The organism is Terribium retamae (assembly GCF_022347545.1).
In the GTDB taxonomy this organism is placed as follows: Bacteria; Pseudomonadota; Alphaproteobacteria; order Rhizobiales; family Rhizobiaceae; genus Mesorhizobium; species Mesorhizobium retamae.
The window spans coordinates 1-14,681 of the sequence record NZ_JAKREW010000051.1 but is presented as its reverse complement, the minus strand read 5'-3'; the positions used below and the strand labels follow the sequence as shown (position 1 = coordinate 14,681).

The following is a 14,681-nucleotide window of genomic DNA, read 5'->3' as shown; positions in this document are numbered from 1 at the left end:
GCCGGCGACCGCTCTAGAACAGGCCGGTCACCTTGGTCTCGGTACGGGCGAACACTTCGTCCGGGACGAAGAAGTCGCCAGCCAAGGCTCCCCTGGCATCAGGCGCATATTTCGAGAAATCGGTCACGCCTTCGGCACGCAACACTTCCTCGTCGATGTAGAAGTTGCCGGTCGCCTCACGCGATGGCCGCGTCAAGATAGCATGCGCCGCATCGGCCATGATTTCGGGCGAACGGCTCATCGCAGCAACGGTTTCGCCGCCGAGAAGGTTGCGCACCGCCGCCGTGTCGATCGCCGTCAGCGGCCAAAGCGAATTGACGGCGATGCCCGCCGAGGCGAATTCGGCGCTCATGCCAAGCGTACACATCGACATGCCGAACTTCGCCATCGTGTAGGCGACATGGCCCTTGAACCACTTGGCTTTCATGTCGAGCGGCGGCGCCAGATTCAAAATATGAGGGTTCGACGCCAACCTCAGGTGCGGAATGCATATTTTGGAAACAAGGAACGTGCCGCGCGTATTGATCTGGTGCATCAGATCATAGCGTTTCATGTCCGTCTCCAGCGTGCCCGTGAGCTGGATGGCGCTGGCGTTGTTAACGCAGATATCGATGCCGCCGAAACGCTCGGCAGTCTTGGCCACAGCTTCCGCGACCTGCGCCTCTTCCCGGATGTCGCACAGCGCCGGAAGTGCCTTGCCGCCGGCCTTCTCGATCTGTTCGGCGGCGGTATGAATGGTACCGGGCAGCTTGGGATGCGGTGTGTCGGTTTTGGCGGCGATGGTGACGTTGGCGCCGTCGCGCGCGGCACGCAATGCGATGGCAAGGCCGATGCCACGCGACCCACCTGAAATGAACAGCGTCTTTCCCTTGAGCGACATGCATCGGCCTCCCTGCAACAATCATCGATCCTTGCTCGACCGGGACAGGGATGCAAGCCGTGAGCGCCGTTGGCGATGATGACGCTGGGAGAGTCTCGCTAGAGCATTTTGTAGCCAAGTGGAATCCTCGGCGTTACAAGAATGAAACAAAAACAATAACTTAGATTGTTTTCAGAAACGCTCTAGACCAGCACCAAGCCCTGTCGCATCGCGATCGCGATCGCATCGGTGCGATTGGCGGCGCCAAGCTTGGTCAGGATGGCTGCGACATGGAACTTCGCGGTGTGCACGGAAATATCCAGTCGGCGGGCTATCACCTTGTTGGGTGCGCCCTCGGCGAGCAGAGCAAGTACCTCTGCCTCGCGTGGCGAAAGCGACGGCCGCACCACCGCGTCATGGTCGCTTGGATGATCTCCCGCCTCCGCGGAAAGGCCGGCGCCATCCGGGGCTACTTCATCGCGCACGGCATGGTATCCGGCCGCAGCCAATCGCGCTGCGGCAGCGATCAGCCCGTCGTCGGCATTCGGTGGCAAGACTGCGAAGACACGACCCGCATTGCCGTCGACGGCGGCAACGGGACGGGACGACAGGAGCACCAACGGCACATCCACATGAAGAGCGGGGTTGTCGACGATGGCCACGTCGACGGCCGACACGCTGCCCGCCGGCATAGGCACGAAGTCCTCTCCGGCAGCCAGCGACGCCGACAGCCGTTCGGCCCGCCCGGCATCGCCGAGCGCGATCAGCGCTGTCAGTGGTCTGCTTGCCATCGATCCTCTCAATTCAGCGGCTTTTCGCCGATCGCCACCGCAATCTCGCTGCGGCTGCCGCCGCGCAGGATACCGAGCTTGACCGAGATGCCGGCACTATCCGGCCCGAGCCTGCGCATCAGGCCGCGTGGCCCTTCCACCGGTTCACCGTCCCAGGCAACGATGATATCGCCGACATGCAGGCCGGCGGCTTTGGCTGGACCATTATCATCCAATCCCATCACCATGGCACCGACAGTGTCGCCATCACGCGCGAGGTGTAAAGCCGCGCCCAGATAGCCACGCACGACATGCCCCTTTTCCTTCAGCACCGCCACGGCGCGCTCGATGGTCTCAAATGGAATGACCAGCGCACGGCGGCGTGGCCCGAACAGAAGCATGCCGATCAACCCGCCCCTGGCATCCAGAACCGGCCCACCTTCGAAACGGCTCCCGGCCCCCACGGCGAGATTGATGCGCCGGTCGATGGTGCCGCCACGCATCGAACGCCAAGCGGGACCTACCTCGCCGACCGTTCCGAGCACAGCAAGGGCTGCGCCGACGCTGTTGCCGATAGCGACGGCGACATTGCCGGCTCGTACGGCAGCGGCTTTCGCCAACACGGGTGAACCGGCTTGCTCGGTCTTCAGCAGGGCGACCCCGGTGGAAGGGTCACGGCCGACAAGCGTCGCCTTCACGCTTTCACCGGAGCCGAGCGTCAACTCGAGCTCGTCATCGGCGTCGAGGATCTCCTCGGCGGCGACGAAATAGCCTGCTCCCCAATGAAAGGCAGAAGCGGTTCGGCCGTGATGCACGTTGAGACTGGCGACAGCGGGTGCCGCGCTTTCCACGATATCGGCGACGGCATCCGAAAAAGTGCTTAGATTGAAGTCGCTCATGATGACCTCCGGGATTGTTGCTTTCCCAGATATCGCCGCCTCGGGCATCCAATGGTACTCGCCTGACGGCTAGGAAAACCGGCTGCTGGCCATCTGGTCAGGTCGCGGTGAAACCTCGCGCCCCGCACATATAGGCATCCTTCCGCGTTTTCACATGGGAAGCCTGCCATGGCGATGCCAGCTTTCGATCCTGCGTCACAGGACAACATCCTGCTTGATGCCTATTCCACAACAGTCGCCGATGCGGTCGACCGTATCGGTCCCGCTGTCTGCCGCATCGAGCGGATTCGTGGACGCGGCGGCCATGGCTCCGGCTTCGTCATCTCGCCGGACGGGCTTGTCGTCACCAATTTCCACGTCGTCGGCGACGCAAAGGCGGTGCGCATCGCCATGCCCGACGGCACCGCCGATGAAGGGCGGGTGCTCGGCACCGATCCCGATACCGATATCGCACTGGTGCGCGCCGGCGGTTCCTTTGCCAATGTGGCGCCACTCGGCGATTCCAAACAGCTGCGCCGCGGTCAGATCGCGATCGCCATCGGCAATCCTCTGGGTTTCGAATGGACGGTCACTACCGGTGTCGTCTCGGCGCTCGGCCGTTCGATGCGTGCCACCACCGGCCGCCTGATCGATGACGTCATCCAGACCGACGCCGCGCTCAATCCCGGCAACTCCGGCGGGCCATTGGTGTCGTCCGCCGGCGAAGTCATCGGCGTCAACACCGCCATGATCCCCGGGGCGCAGGGCATCGCCTTCGCGGTCGCTTCCAATACCGCGAATTTCGTCATCTCCGAGATCATCCGATTCGGTCGCGTACGGCGCGCCTTCATCGGTATCTCCGCCGATACGACCAACTTGCCACGCCGCGCAGCACTGCTTTCGCAAGTCACCAGCAGCACGGCAGTGCGGTTGCGAAGCGTCGAGCCCGGCGGACCGGCAGCGCGAGCGGGTTTGAGGGAAGGCGACATCATCGCTGCCATGGACGGGCGGCCGGTAACCGGCGTCGACGACCTGGTCCGAATGCTCGATGCCGAACGCGTCGGCCGCGAGACGATGTGCACGGTTCTGCGCCGCACCGGCGTCAGCCGCATCGCCGTGACGCCGGTGGCAAAGGCTGGATGATCTTACCAGCCGGCAAGCACGATCTTGCCCAGCGTGGTGCCGGATTCGATCTGGGCGTGCGCGCGCTTCAAATTTGCTGCCGAGATTGTTCCGTAGTTTTCCGTCATGGTCGTCTTGACCTTGCCGGTATCGACCAATCCGGCCACCTCGGTCAAAAGCTCATGCTGCCGGATGATATCAGCCGTCTGGTGGACGGGCCGCGCGAACATCATTTCCCAATGCAATGACAGCGCCTTCGACTTGAAGAGCATGACGTCGAAGGATTTCGGGTCGTCGATAAGCGCCATCCTGCCCTGCGGCGCGATCAGCTTGGTGATCTCCGCCGCATGGCTGTCGCTGTGGGTCAGGGAGAAGACGAAGGCCGGCATGCCGATGCCGAGTGCCGCCACCTGATCCGCCATGGGCTTGCTGTGATCGACCACATGATGGGCGCCCTTCCCTTTGACCCATTCAACCGTTTCGGGCCGCGATGCGGTGGCGATGACCGTCAGATCGGTCAGTGCGCGCAAAAGTTGGATGGCGATAGAGCCGACGCCCCCGGCTGCGCCGACGATAACGATGGCATTGGCCGCCCCTGGAACTGGCTTGGTCACGTCAAGCCGGTCGAACAGCGCCTCATAGGCGGTGATCGTCGTCAGCGGCAAAGCGGCTGATGCCGCGAAATCCAGGGAGCGAGGCTTCAGCGCAACGATGCGTTCGTCCACGAGATGAAGTTCGGCGTTTGAACCGGGCCGATTGATCGCGCCGGCGTAGTAGACCTCGTCGCCGGGCTTGAACAGGCTAACCCCCGAGCCGGTCGCAACGACGATGCCAGCGGCATCCCAGCCGAGTATCCTGTGCTGTCCATCAACTGGTTTCGCACCGGCGCGGACCTTGGTGTCGACCGGATTGACCGAGATAGCCTTCACCTCGACCAATATATCCCGGCCGACAGGTTCCGGACGCGGCAACTCGACGTCGACGAGGGAAGTGGGAGCCGAGATCGGCTGTGGTTCCAGATACCCGATGGCACGCATGGCATGTCTCCTGTTTTGCGTACATGCCAGATGTGACCTATATGCGTTGTCCGCAAGAATGCACTTTTATTGTATATAGTGTCGAAAAAGGTACCATTGAGGAATCCCATGGGCCGCATCCGTCATCAAGATCTGCGCAACTCCCCAGCCTGTCCTGTGGAAGGCACGCTGGAACTCATCGGCGGCAAATGGAAAGGTGTCATCCTCTATCACCTCATCCAGCAGGGCACACTTCGCTTCAATGAATTGCGCCGCAAGATGAACGTCACCCAGCGCATGCTGACCAACCAGTTGCGCGAGCTGGAAACGAGCGGGCTCATCGACCGCAAGGTCTATGCGGAGGTTCCACCCAAGGTTGAATATTCGCTGACCGAGCGTGGGCGGTCGCTGGAGCCGATCATCCTGGCGCTCAAGCGCTGGGGTGACGACAATATTCTGGCAACGGGATACGTCGCGCCGGGTACCTGCTGACAGGCTCCTCTACTTCTCGGCGAATACCCTGCGTAGGAAATCTACCAGCCATGCCGCCAACTCGCCGGTTGGGTCGAGGTCGGGGTCAAAGATCGTCACGTTCATGCCGATACATGCCGGTCTGGAAACCAGTGCTCTCAGGATGACGGCGAGTTCATCCGGGTCCATGCCCGGACTGCCGGGAGAATCGACTGCCGGCATGACCGTCTGGTCGAGAGCGTCGACATCGAAATGCAGCCAATGGCGACTGCCGCGCGCCAGTACCGGCTCAGCCTTGGCAAGCACTCCTGCCGCGCCGAGCTCCTGCGCGGCGAAAACGTCGACCAAAGTGATGTCCGTGGCTTCGATGTCGTGCCAGGCATAGTCGGCAGCGCGGTTCTCACGCTCGCCGATCTGGACGACGTGATCGTCCCGGAGCAATGGCCCGTCTATACCCGGCCATTCGGTAAGCAGGGCTTCGCCGCGGCCAGTCGCGGCCGCCAGATCCATGCCCGCGGCAGAACTCAGCGGCAGGTCGTCGTCGTTGCCAGGATGGCGAAAGTCACTATGGCCATCGACATGCACCAGCGCCAATGATCCCGATCGCCGCGCGCCAGCCAAGGCGCCAAGCAGGATCGTGCAATCGCCCCCGACGATGAGCGGAAACGCCCCTCTCCCCACAGTCTCAGCGACGATATCGGCCAATTTCAGGTTGAAGTCGCGGATTGCCGGGCCATTGCGCAGTTTCGTGCCCGGCTGCTGCTCGGTGCTGTAAACCGGCCGTTCCAGATCGACGACCTTTCCCGGCGCCAGCGCTTCAATCAACCCAGCCGTGGTCAAGGCCTGCGGCGCCCGCCAGGTGCCGGGTTCATGGCCGGGCCTGAGCGGACGCAGGCCGAGATTGAAAGGAGCTCGGACAAGACAGATATCACGCATGGAAAGAGACCCGTTTCATCGGGCCAACATAAATTGCCCATGGCGGCGGCGCCATCTCGCCGGTAACTCGCTGCCGACAGTTCCTGTCAGCCTATTTGCCGACAGCTTCAGGCACAAACTGCGCCAGGAACTCCTCACTCGGCGGGATCGGCTTGATCACGTCGATCAGCACGCCGTTGGGATCGCGAGTGATGAAATGACGCTGGCCGAACGCCTCGTCCCGCAGCGAACGCAGGATCGGCAACCCGGCCGCCACAACCCGTTCATGCACGGCATCGACATCCTTGACCTCGAAATTGATGAGCAGGCCGGAAGCACGTCCCCTTCCCTCCGCCGGGATGGTTTCGTGGTCGCCCTGCACGATGCCGAGATTAACACGCTTGTCTTCGGACGATTGCAGATGCACGTACCAGTCGCTTTCGAACAACGGCTTGAAGCGGAAATGCTCGACATAAAAGGCGGCGGTGCCGGCGACATCGCCTGTCATCAGGACAGGATAGTAGCTGGTGGCTTTCATGGCTTTCCTTCTCCTCAAAATAAACATACAGTCTGCATGTAAATTGCATTAACATACAGGCTGCATGTATGCAAGAAGGAAATTCACGTCGATCCAACCGCGACCGAACCGAGGCCACGCGTAGCGATCTGATCGCAGCGGCGCGCCGGCTTTTTACTGAGAAATCCTATGCAGAGACCGGCACGCCGGAGATCGTGGCAGCAGCCGGCGTCACGCGCGGCGCGCTCTATCACCACTTTGCCGACAAGCAGGCACTGTTTCGAGCCGTGGTCGAGGGTGAGGCGGCAGCGGTCGCGAAAGCGATCGAGCTGGCTACCCCCCGTACGCTATCGGCGCGAGACGCGCTGTTGGCCGGCGGCGATGCCTATGTCGCTGCCATGAGCCTTCCCGGCCGCACACGGCTCCTGTTGCTCGACGGGCCGGCAGTGCTCGGGCGTGCCGAAATGGACGAGATCGATGGGCGCCACGGCAACCGCACTTTGCGCGAGGGACTGGCAGCAACGATGCGCACCGGCGAGATGCCAAAGCTGCCCCTGGAGGCACTGACATCGCTGCTGGGGGCGGCGTTCGATCGTGCAGCGCTTGCCGTCGACGCCGGCGCGTCCGCAGACGATTATCGCGCCGTGCTTGCTGCCGTCATCGATGGGTTGCTGCGTCGGCCCTGAGCCTCCCGCGACCGTTTTTCACGCTCGCTCATATGCTGCAACGTCGAACAGACCTTCGGCAACTCCTGCTTGAATTGTTCGATCAGCCAGTTGCCCGCCGGTCCTGGCGGCGAGTCGACCCTGTAGAAAGCGAGCAGATCATAGGAGCGTTCTGGATAGGGTTCGAGATCGAGGATTTTTAGACGCCCGGCGTGGACATCTTCGAGGATCATCCAGGTCGGCAAGCCACCCCAGCCGAGACCCGATAGGATCAGGTCACGCTTCGTTGAAACATCGGTCATGCGCCAGGTGCGGTAGGCAAAGACCCCGAAATCCTTGCCCTCCGTCATCTTGGAAACATCCGAGACGACAAGCTGGATGTGTTGGCGCACTTCCGACAGCGGTACCCTGCCCTTGTAGGTCGCAAGCGGGTGGCCAGGTGCTGCCACCGGCGTCATCGACGTGTCACCGACGCGCACGGAGACGAGCTCGTCGCTATCGGTCTGCGGTATGCCGCCAATGCTGAGATCACATTGTCGGCGCAACAGCTGCCCCCAGGTTACGCCGATTGCACCGACATTCAGCTTCAGCGCCACGGATGGGAATTCCGCCTCGAAGCCCGCGAGTACCCTGACCAGCGCCGGTGACGGCGTCGTCACGTCGACGGCGATCGTCAACTCGGCCTCCAGACCACGTTTCAGCCCTTCAGCACGGGCGCGGATGTCCTGCAGCACACCGATCATTCGCCGCGCGTCGGCCAGCATCGCCTTGCCTTCGGCAGTAAGCACCGGCTCGCGCGTTCCCTCGCGGGTAAAAAGCTTGAACTCCAGCTGCGCTTCCAGATTGGCGATCGTGTAGCTGATCACCGATTGCGCACGATTGAGATGACGTGCGGCACCGGAGAAACTGCCGGTTTCAGCCACCGCGAGAAAAACCTGCAATTGGTCGAGAGTCGGATTCGCCTGCATAACTTATCCAATCCATGGATATATTCGATAGATATTTTGCCAATTTTCTAGATGAGTGTCGACCACTATCTCTAACTCCGAAATCAGGCGGTTGCCCGCCATCGATCAACGGAGAGCTGAAATGTCCAACATCCTTCTTGTGACCTCGAGCCCGCGCGGCGATGCTTCGCATTCCACCCGTGTCGCCACCGAGCTGGCCAACAAGTTGCAGGCTGCACTGCCCGAGTCCACGCTGACCAAGCGTGATCTCGTCGCCAACCCGCTGCCCCATATCGAGCCTGACTATGCCACCGGCATCTATACGCCTGCCGAAGCCCGCACGCCGCGCCAGACCGATCTGGTGGGTGTCTCCGATGTCGCCGTCGACGAACTGCTCGCAGCCGACCACATCGTGCTTGCCACCGGCTTCATCAACTTCTCGATTTCCTCGACGCTGAAGTCGTGGGTCGATCACATCTCGCGCTCGGGCAGGACCTTTTCCTATGGCGCGGATGGCCCGAAGGGCTTGGTAACGGGCAAGAAAGTCTACATCGTCCTCGCCTCCGGCGGCATCTATTCCGAGGGTCCTGCCGCGGTGATGGATTTTGCCGTGCCCTATCTGAAGAGTGTTCTAGCCTTCAACGGCATGACCGACGTGGAAGTCATCCGTGTCGAAGGCGTCGGCATGGGTGAGGACGCACTCAATGCAGCATTCGCCAAGGCTGGAAAACAGGTCGACGCGCTAGCCGCCTCGGTGGCCGGAACAGCTCTCCCGGCCGTCGCCGCCTAAGGCACTCGACCCAATAGCAACAGCCGCCGTGGCGACACGGCGGCTGTTGTGCTTTAGGTATTGAGCAATGTCGGATCTCACTGCACCTAGCCGAAGATGCGCTCGCCCTGCTCATCGATGAGCTGAATGCCTTTTCTCAACGTGATGTCGACGGCATCATCAAGTCCGGCAAAGCGGTCTGCGCGGATGAAGCGATGTTCCTTCACCGTCCCATCGATCTCTTTCGAGATGACGCCGCAGGTCTGATACTGCCCGTCTGCCTTGTAGGGCGTGGCGGCAATCGTAAAGCCCTTGTGTTCCATTTCCTTGGCCGGTTTGGCCTTGCCCGGCGCTTCCGGCTCGCTGCCACCGCCGCCGAAAAGACGTTTCAGAAAAGACATGGGCGACCTCCACCGGTTCAACGGCGCAGCGCTCAAAAGCAGCCAGCGCGGGTTAACCGTTCACTAGCCGTCCTGACGGCAACGGGCAAGCACGGCAGTCTGTCGTGCTTGCCCGTCTGTTTTGATATGCCGGGGACGCGCCTTAGCGCCTGACCAGCGTTTCCAGTGCCTCGGCGGCATCTCTCAGGATGCTGGCGGCCTCGGCCTGCTTGTCTACCGGGGCTTCGATGATCTCGGCAAGTGCGGCACGCAGGCGGCGCCTCAGCAGCCTCAGCTCGGGATTGCGGCGATCGTCGTGGTCATGCCGCCGCTCGCGATCGTCGTCCCAACCGAACCATTCGCGTGCCTTTGCCATTTTGGCGCTGACCCGCTCGAGGTGTTCGAGCGCGCGCTCGACCATGTCGCGGTTTTCTTCAAGGTGAGCCTCACCGGCCTCGGTGATGGAAAACACCTTCTTGGCGCCTTCGGTGGACGAGACGGCATAACCGGCCTCCTCCAGGAAGGTCAGCGTCGGATATACAACGCCGGGACTCGGGCTGTAGATACCGGAGGAACGCTCCTCCAGCGCCTTGATGATGTCGTAGCCGTGGCGCGGCGCATCCGACAGCAACGAAAGCACGATCAGCTTGAGGTCGCCGTCGCCGAACATACGGCCGGCCCTCAGCATCTCGGCCGGGCCACCATGGCCTCGCCGACCCTGGCCGAAGGGGCCGTGTCCGCCACGCCCGCCGCCGAAACGGCCAGCCATATGCCAGAATGCGCGTTCGGCGCGCTCACCGAAAGGATGATGTCTGTGCATTTTAAAACTCCATGCGTTATGTCTTACGATATATCTTAAGTAAGGTCATGCGATCGACGAGTCAAGATATATCTTACGATGCATCTTAAACATAGAGGACCCCCTTGATCGCCAGCGCCGCCGCCGCTATAGGAACGGCGAAGGCAATCGCCTCTCCGTAAGCGTCTGACGTCAAGCAACGCATCCAATCCCGGTTCGGCCGGGCAGCCGAGAGGCGCAAGGATGCCTGCCGCGAACCGGACCTTTTCGGAAAACCCCTATGACAAACAATGCTGCTCGGCGCAGGAAGCTGCCTGCGCGCTACGCCGCCGTCATCAGCCCGCTTGTGCTCTCGCTGCTGATGACCTTCATCGTCTCGCTGATTTCGACGCTGAAGAGCCTCGGCCTCCACCCATCCATGCCAGGCATCTGGATGGTTGCCTGGGGGCTGTCCTGGCTGGTCGCCTTTCCAACCTTGCTGGTTGTCCTGCCGATCGTGCGCCGCATCGTCGGCATGGTCTGCGAGCCGGCACGTTGAGAAGAGATGCCGAGAGCATGATGCCGAAAAGTGGGAACCGGTTTTCGGAAGAGATCATGCTCCAACAATGAGCCAAATCAGGATGGCGATTCAACAAACGCTATCCTGATTTAGACCCCCTCTTTCAGGCCAGATGAAGCAGTATCTCCCGCCGATGGGGGCGGTTGCGGTGCTCAAAAAGATAAATGCCTTGCCACGTGCCGAGCCCCAGACGGCCACCGATGACCGGGATCAAGATCGAGACCATCGTCAGCGCGCTCTTGATATGAGCGGGCATGTCGTCAGGTCCCTCCAGGCGATGAACGAGGTAATCCATGGACGGATCATCCGCCGGCGGCACCAGTCGGCGGAAGAAGGCTTCCAGGTCGCGCTTCACATCCGGGTCGGCATTTTCCTGGATGACGAGCGAGCAGGATGTGTGCCGCACGAAAGCCGTCAGCAAGCCGGTTTCCATTCCGGTCTCGGCCACGAACCGTGAGGCCTGATCCGTGAACTCATAGAGCCCCGGCCCATTGGTTGCGATCGTGAGCAGTTTCTGTATGCCTGCCAGTGTCGTGCCTTTATTGCTGCGTCGTGAAGGCCAGCTTTGCGCTGAGCGCCACGAAGGCGGCGGCGAAACTGCGCCGCAGCCACGCCATTACGCGCGCGCTGCTGATGATCCGGTCGCGAACCGAGGCGGCGCACAAGCCATAGATCGCGAAGATGATGAAGGTTGCCGCCATGAACACGGCCGACAGTTCCAGCATGCGCGCCAATACATTGGGTTCGTTCGGTGCGATGAACTGCGGCAGGAAGGCCACGAAGAAGATCGAAAGCTTCGGGTTGAGCAGGTTGATCAGCACGCCATCGACAAGCACTTGGCGCACGCTGCGGGCATCAGGTTTCGTTTCCACTTTCAGTGCGCCGTGCTCGCGCAGGCTTTGCCAGGCCATGTAGAGCAGATAGGCGACACCGGCATATTTGACGATCTCGAACGCGATCGCGCTGGTGTGCAGCAGTGCGGCCAGTCCTGTCAGCGCAGCCACCAGATGCGGGACGATGCCCAGCGTGCAGGCGAAGGCGGCGAGCACGCTTGCCCGCCCACCGCGAGAGAGCCCGGCGGCGAGCGTATAGACGACGCCCGTGCCCGGAGAGGCGACGATGATCAAGGTGGTGAGCAGGAATTCAGGCGACATGGCATCTCTCCACCCAGGCTGTTCTGCAGACCTTGACGTAGCACACCAGGCGACGCGTCATAAAGCCTGCGGAACCAGCTACCAAAAATACGAGCGTGAAGAAGTGCATCTCAAAAACACAACTCAGTCAATGGCTTGGCTTGGTTTTCCGAATCTGTTCTCGAAACCGTTGATTCCGTTTCTCCAATTGGGCTGCGGCTGATCGGTGGAATGCTCCCCGCTCAAAAGCGTCCCTTCCATTCATCACCAAACTGCCGCACTGTGCCTTTGGGTGTTGGGTGTCGTTGTCCTCGTATTTGACGAAGCTCCCCCCTTGCGCCCTCCAATTGTCACGATCGAGCCCATTGCAGTTGCCAAGGGCGCCGGTTTAACTCCTGCTCGGGTAGCCTCAGCATTACAAGCCAATAAGAGCGATTTGCGCCTGACTGTCGGGGCATCCTGCCTGCTGCACCTGTTGTTGCTGGCTGGCTTAATGCTGCTCCCGATCCCAGAGGCATTGCGGCTACCGCCGATCGAAAGCATCAAGGTCGACTTCGTGCCACCACCGCGCGCCCCTGAGCCGGTGCAGCAAGGCGAACCGGTCGCAACGCCTGAGGCCGGGCCCGATACCTCTGCAACCCAGCCTGCTATTCAGGCGCCCCTCCCGACGCCAACCCAGCCGCCGATGATCAAGGCCGAACAACTCTATTCCGCGCAGGTTCTCGCCGATCCGCGCAGCCGTGGTGCTCGCAGGGCTCTGCCTCAGCTGGCGCCCCAGGAGCGTGTCATCCAACTCTGCAACATAGAGGCCTTGGCGCAATTGCGCCGGCAGCGAGCCGGCCTCCAGCCCGACTTGGTTGTTCCATACGCGATGGAGGATGCCAAGGTGACAGGCAAGGTGCTCGAGGCAAAAGGCGCGGCGATACGCAGCAGGAAACACTGGTACGGCCTCGCCTTCAATTGCGAGGTAGCACCGGATCTCAAGACTGTCGTTGCATTCGAATTCCTGCTCGGCGCAGAGATTCCAGAACAACAATGGGCAGATCACAATCTGACCTTGGACGACGGTCCCAGCGACTGACCCGGTCGATCGGCAACCCCTGGCCCTCAGCCCTTGGGCCTCACGCATTTCTTGTCGCGGAAGAGCGTCCATTCCTCGCAAACCCGCCCGTCGGGTAGATGGCAATAGCCAGCCTGGTTGCCGCTGGCATCCGTGAGGATCTTGGACTCGCCGCCGATCTTGATGCAATGAACGGAAGCTGGATTGGCCATACCGATCTTCTTGGCGGCTTGCGCGTCCACGGTCGCGACGAGGGATAGGACCATCAAACAGAGGACTGCAATCGAGAGGTTGCGCATCGGTGGCCTCCAAAAGAAAAGCCCGGGACTTGCCCGGGCTTCATCATCTTAGCTGTCGAGGAAGCTTCTCAGCTTGCGGCTCCGGCTCGGATGCTTGAGCTTGCGCAGCGCCTTGGCCTCGATCTGGCGGATACGCTCACGCGTCACCGAGAACTGCTGGCCGACTTCTTCCAGCGTGTGGTCGGTGTTCATGCCGATGCCGAAGCGCATGCGCAGCACCCGCTCTTCGCGCGGCGTCAGCGAAGCCAGCACGCGCGTGGTGGTCTCGCGCAGGTTCGCCTGGATCGCGGCATCGATCGGCAGGATCGCGCCCTTGTCCTCGATGAAGTCGCCGAGGTGTGAATCCTCCTCGTCGCCCACCGGCGTCTCGAGCGAGATCGGCTCCTTGGCGATCTTCAGCACCTTGCGCACCTTTTCCAGCGGCATGGCGAGCTTTTCCGCCAGTTCTTCCGGGGTCGGCTCGCGGCCGATCTCGTGCAGCATCTGGCGCGAGGTACGCACGATCTTGTTGATCGTCTCGATCATGTGCACCGGGATACGGATCGTGCGGGCCTGGTCGGCGATCGAACGGGTGATCGCCTGCCGAATCCACCAGGTGGCATAGGTCGAGAACTTGTAACCGCGGCGGTACTCGAACTTGTCCACCGCCTTCATCAGGCCGATATTGCCTTCCTGGATGAGGTCGAGGAACTGCAGGCCGCGGTTCGTGTACTTCTTCGCGATCGAGATGACGAGGCGAAGGTTTGCCTCCACCATCTCCTTCTTGGCGATCGCCGCTTCGCGCTCGCCCTTCTGCACCTGGTTCACGATCTTGCGGAATTCCAGGATCGAGATCGCCGTCTCGGTGGCGAGGTTCTGGATCTCGGCCCGAAGGTCCTGGATGGCGTTCTGCTCGTTCTTGGTGAACTCCTTCCAACCGCGCGTCGTCAGGTTGGCGATGTTGCGGACCCAGTTCGGGTCGAGTTCTGAACCCTGGTACTCCTTCAGGAACTCGTCGCGACGCACGCCGTAGCTCTCGGCGAGACGCAGAAGCTTGCCCTCGTTCTGGACCAGGCGTTTGTTGATGTCATAAAGCTGCTCGACCAGCGCTTCGATGCGATTCTGGTTGAGCGACAGCGACTTCACGGCCGTGATAAGCTCGTCCTTCAGTTCCTTCAGGCGCCGATCCTGGCTGGGCGACAGCGTGCCAGCGGCGGCGAGACGGTTCTCGACCTGCTGGTCCTGCAGCTTGCGCAGCTTCTTGTAGGTGTCGGCGATGATGTCGAGCGTCTCCATCACCTGCGGGCGAAGCTCGGCTTCCATCGCGGCCAGCGACAGGTTCGCCTCGTCCTCGTCCTCTTCTTCCTCTTCCAGGCCACGGGTGTCGCCACCGACATTGGTGATGTCGTCTTCGTCGTGGGCGCCCCCCCCGGGCCCCGCCCTGGGGGGGGTGATAGGGGTGGGGGGGGTCGCGCCCCCCCCCCCCCCCCGCGCCCGCGGGGCCGACGGGCCGCGCGAAAAAGGATAGAGGGGGCGGGTCAGG

The 14,681-nt window shown here is 61.7% G+C and carries 19 protein-coding genes; 6 read left to right on the top strand and 13 right to left on the bottom strand.

Annotation, left to right across the window (positions count from 1 at the left end):
• Positions 1–13 precede the first annotated feature (13 nt).
• From L4923_RS27160 to L4923_RS27150, 3 genes are all read right to left on the bottom strand, one after another.
• Positions 14–880 carry an SDR family oxidoreductase gene (locus L4923_RS27160; protein ID WP_239370230.1) on the bottom strand — a complete coding sequence of 289 codons (867 nt, stop codon included), beginning with the start codon at positions 878–880 and terminating at the stop codon, positions 14–16.
• A gap of 182 nt (positions 881–1,062) precedes the next feature.
• Positions 1,063–1,650, bottom strand: a complete 588-nt coding sequence (locus tag L4923_RS27155; protein ID WP_239370229.1) for a helix-turn-helix domain-containing protein — start codon at positions 1,648–1,650, stop codon at positions 1,063–1,065.
• A gap of 8 nt (positions 1,651–1,658) precedes the next feature.
• Positions 1,659–2,528, bottom strand: coding sequence for a S1C family serine protease (locus L4923_RS27150; RefSeq protein WP_239370228.1), 870 nt, complete (start codon positions 2,526–2,528; stop codon positions 1,659–1,661).
• A gap of 168 nt (positions 2,529–2,696) precedes the next feature.
• Between L4923_RS27150 and L4923_RS27145 the strand changes: the two genes are divergently transcribed.
• The gene (locus L4923_RS27145; RefSeq protein ID WP_239370227.1) at positions 2,697–3,650 is read left to right on the top strand and encodes a S1C family serine protease; all 954 of its coding nucleotides are present in this window, start codon (positions 2,697–2,699) and stop codon (positions 3,648–3,650) included.
• Positions 3,651–3,652: 2 nt separating this feature from the next.
• Here the strand turns inward: L4923_RS27145 and L4923_RS27140 are convergent, their stop codons facing one another.
• Positions 3,653–4,666, bottom strand: coding sequence for a zinc-binding alcohol dehydrogenase family protein (locus L4923_RS27140; protein WP_239370226.1), 1,014 nt, complete (start codon positions 4,664–4,666; stop codon positions 3,653–3,655).
• A gap of 108 nt (positions 4,667–4,774) precedes the next feature.
• Here L4923_RS27140 and L4923_RS27135 point away from each other — a divergent pair, with 108 nt between their 5' ends.
• On the top strand, positions 4,775–5,137 hold the full coding sequence (locus L4923_RS27135) for a winged helix-turn-helix transcriptional regulator (protein WP_239370225.1): 363 nt from the start codon (positions 4,775–4,777) through the stop codon (positions 5,135–5,137).
• 9 nt (positions 5,138–5,146) lie between these two features.
• On the opposite strand, the gene L4923_RS27130 is transcribed toward L4923_RS27135, so the two are convergent.
• Together L4923_RS27130 and L4923_RS27125 are read right to left on the bottom strand one after the other, a co-directional pair.
• The gene (locus L4923_RS27130) at positions 5,147–6,052 is read right to left on the bottom strand and encodes an arginase family protein (RefSeq protein WP_239370224.1); all 906 of its coding nucleotides are present in this window, start codon (positions 6,050–6,052) and stop codon (positions 5,147–5,149) included.
• A 91-nt stretch (positions 6,053–6,143) separates the two neighbouring features.
• Positions 6,144–6,569 (bottom strand): VOC family protein, encoded by a 426-nt coding sequence (locus L4923_RS27125; RefSeq protein ID WP_239370223.1) that lies wholly within the window; start codon positions 6,567–6,569, stop codon positions 6,144–6,146.
• A 68-nt stretch (positions 6,570–6,637) separates the two neighbouring features.
• Here L4923_RS27125 and L4923_RS27120 point away from each other — a divergent pair, with 68 nt between their 5' ends.
• Complete coding sequence (locus tag L4923_RS27120) at positions 6,638–7,234, top strand: TetR/AcrR family transcriptional regulator (RefSeq protein WP_239370222.1); 597 nt, start codon at positions 6,638–6,640, stop codon at positions 7,232–7,234.
• Here L4923_RS27120 and L4923_RS27115 read toward each other — a convergent pair.
• Positions 7,183–8,181, bottom strand: a complete 999-nt coding sequence (locus L4923_RS27115; protein WP_239370221.1) for a LysR family transcriptional regulator — start codon at positions 8,179–8,181, stop codon at positions 7,183–7,185. The genes L4923_RS27120 and L4923_RS27115 overlap by 52 nt on opposite strands.
• A gap of 121 nt (positions 8,182–8,302) precedes the next feature.
• Between L4923_RS27115 and L4923_RS27110 the strand changes: the two genes are divergently transcribed.
• Complete coding sequence (locus L4923_RS27110; protein ID WP_239370220.1) at positions 8,303–8,950, top strand: FMN-dependent NADH-azoreductase; 648 nt, start codon at positions 8,303–8,305, stop codon at positions 8,948–8,950.
• A gap of 86 nt (positions 8,951–9,036) precedes the next feature.
• On the opposite strand, the gene L4923_RS27105 is transcribed toward L4923_RS27110, so the two are convergent.
• Together L4923_RS27105 and L4923_RS27100 are read right to left on the bottom strand one after the other, a co-directional pair.
• Positions 9,037–9,330 carry an HlyU family transcriptional regulator gene (locus tag L4923_RS27105; RefSeq protein WP_239370219.1) on the bottom strand — a complete coding sequence of 98 codons (294 nt, stop codon included), beginning with the start codon at positions 9,328–9,330 and terminating at the stop codon, positions 9,037–9,039.
• Between the two features lie 142 nt (positions 9,331–9,472).
• A complete protein-coding gene (locus L4923_RS27100; RefSeq protein WP_239370218.1) occupies positions 9,473–10,129 on the bottom strand; it encodes a PadR family transcriptional regulator in 657 nt (218 codons plus the stop codon).
• 259 nt (positions 10,130–10,388) lie between these two features.
• Between L4923_RS27100 and L4923_RS27095 the strand changes: the two genes are divergently transcribed.
• Positions 10,389–10,646, top strand: a complete 258-nt coding sequence (locus L4923_RS27095; protein ID WP_239370217.1) for a DUF2798 domain-containing protein — start codon at positions 10,389–10,391, stop codon at positions 10,644–10,646.
• A 124-nt stretch (positions 10,647–10,770) separates the two neighbouring features.
• Here the strand turns inward: L4923_RS27095 and L4923_RS27090 are convergent, their stop codons facing one another.
• Positions 10,771–11,187: a secondary thiamine-phosphate synthase enzyme YjbQ gene (locus tag L4923_RS27090; protein WP_239370241.1), complete on the bottom strand. Its 417-nt coding sequence runs from the start codon at positions 11,185–11,187 to the stop codon at positions 10,771–10,773.
• A gap of 19 nt (positions 11,188–11,206) precedes the next feature.
• The gene (locus L4923_RS27085; RefSeq protein WP_239370216.1) at positions 11,207–11,821 is read right to left on the bottom strand and encodes a LysE family translocator; all 615 of its coding nucleotides are present in this window, start codon (positions 11,819–11,821) and stop codon (positions 11,207–11,209) included.
• Positions 11,822–12,095: 274 nt separating this feature from the next.
• Between L4923_RS27085 and L4923_RS27080 the strand changes: the two genes are divergently transcribed.
• On the top strand, positions 12,096–12,881 hold the full coding sequence (locus tag L4923_RS27080; protein WP_239370215.1) for a DUF930 domain-containing protein: 786 nt from the start codon (positions 12,096–12,098) through the stop codon (positions 12,879–12,881).
• 26 nt (positions 12,882–12,907) lie between these two features.
• On the opposite strand, the gene L4923_RS27075 is transcribed toward L4923_RS27080, so the two are convergent.
• On the bottom strand, positions 12,908–13,159 hold the full coding sequence (locus L4923_RS27075) for a putative hemolysin (protein ID WP_239370214.1): 252 nt from the start codon (positions 13,157–13,159) through the stop codon (positions 12,908–12,910).
• 48 nt (positions 13,160–13,207) lie between these two features.
• Positions 13,208–14,681, bottom strand: a 1,474-nt coding sequence (gene rpoD / locus L4923_RS27070; protein ID WP_239370213.1) for an RNA polymerase sigma factor RpoD, incomplete at its 5' end; no start/stop codon positions are given.

Bases quoted from the DNA above. Each gene is read 5' to 3' on its own strand.
- L4923_RS27145 (WP_239370227.1), top strand. From the start codon at position 2,697: ATGGCGATGCCAGCTTTCGATCCTGCGTCACAGGACAACATCCTGCTT.
- L4923_RS27140 (WP_239370226.1), bottom strand. From the start codon at position 4,666: ATGCGTGCCATCGGGTATCTGGAACCACAGCCGATCTCGGCTCCCACT.
- L4923_RS27120 (WP_239370222.1), top strand. From the start codon at position 6,638: ATGCAAGAAGGAAATTCACGTCGATCCAACCGCGACCGAACCGAGGCC.
- L4923_RS27100 (WP_239370218.1), bottom strand. From the start codon at position 10,129: ATGCACAGACATCATCCTTTCGGTGAGCGCGCCGAACGCGCATTCTGG.
- L4923_RS27150 (WP_239370228.1), bottom strand. From the start codon at position 2,528: ATGAGCGACTTCAATCTAAGCACTTTTTCGGATGCCGTCGCCGATATC.
- L4923_RS27155 (WP_239370229.1), bottom strand. From the start codon at position 1,650: ATGGCAAGCAGACCACTGACAGCGCTGATCGCGCTCGGCGATGCCGGG.
- L4923_RS27125 (WP_239370223.1), bottom strand. From the start codon at position 6,569: ATGAAAGCCACCAGCTACTATCCTGTCCTGATGACAGGCGATGTCGCC.
- L4923_RS27095 (WP_239370217.1), top strand. From the start codon at position 10,389: ATGACAAACAATGCTGCTCGGCGCAGGAAGCTGCCTGCGCGCTACGCC.
- L4923_RS27130 (WP_239370224.1), bottom strand. From the start codon at position 6,052: ATGCGTGATATCTGTCTTGTCCGAGCTCCTTTCAATCTCGGCCTGCGT.
- L4923_RS27085 (WP_239370216.1), bottom strand. From the start codon at position 11,821: ATGTCGCCTGAATTCCTGCTCACCACCTTGATCATCGTCGCCTCTCCG.
- L4923_RS27110 (WP_239370220.1), top strand. From the start codon at position 8,303: ATGTCCAACATCCTTCTTGTGACCTCGAGCCCGCGCGGCGATGCTTCG.
- L4923_RS27115 (WP_239370221.1), bottom strand. From the start codon at position 8,181: ATGCAGGCGAATCCGACTCTCGACCAATTGCAGGTTTTTCTCGCGGTG.
- L4923_RS27075 (WP_239370214.1), bottom strand. From the start codon at position 13,159: ATGCGCAACCTCTCGATTGCAGTCCTCTGTTTGATGGTCCTATCCCTC.
- L4923_RS27105 (WP_239370219.1), bottom strand. From the start codon at position 9,330: ATGTCTTTTCTGAAACGTCTTTTCGGCGGCGGTGGCAGCGAGCCGGAA.
- L4923_RS27135 (WP_239370225.1), top strand. From the start codon at position 4,775: ATGGGCCGCATCCGTCATCAAGATCTGCGCAACTCCCCAGCCTGTCCT.
- L4923_RS27160 (WP_239370230.1), bottom strand. From the start codon at position 880: ATGTCGCTCAAGGGAAAGACGCTGTTCATTTCAGGTGGGTCGCGTGGC.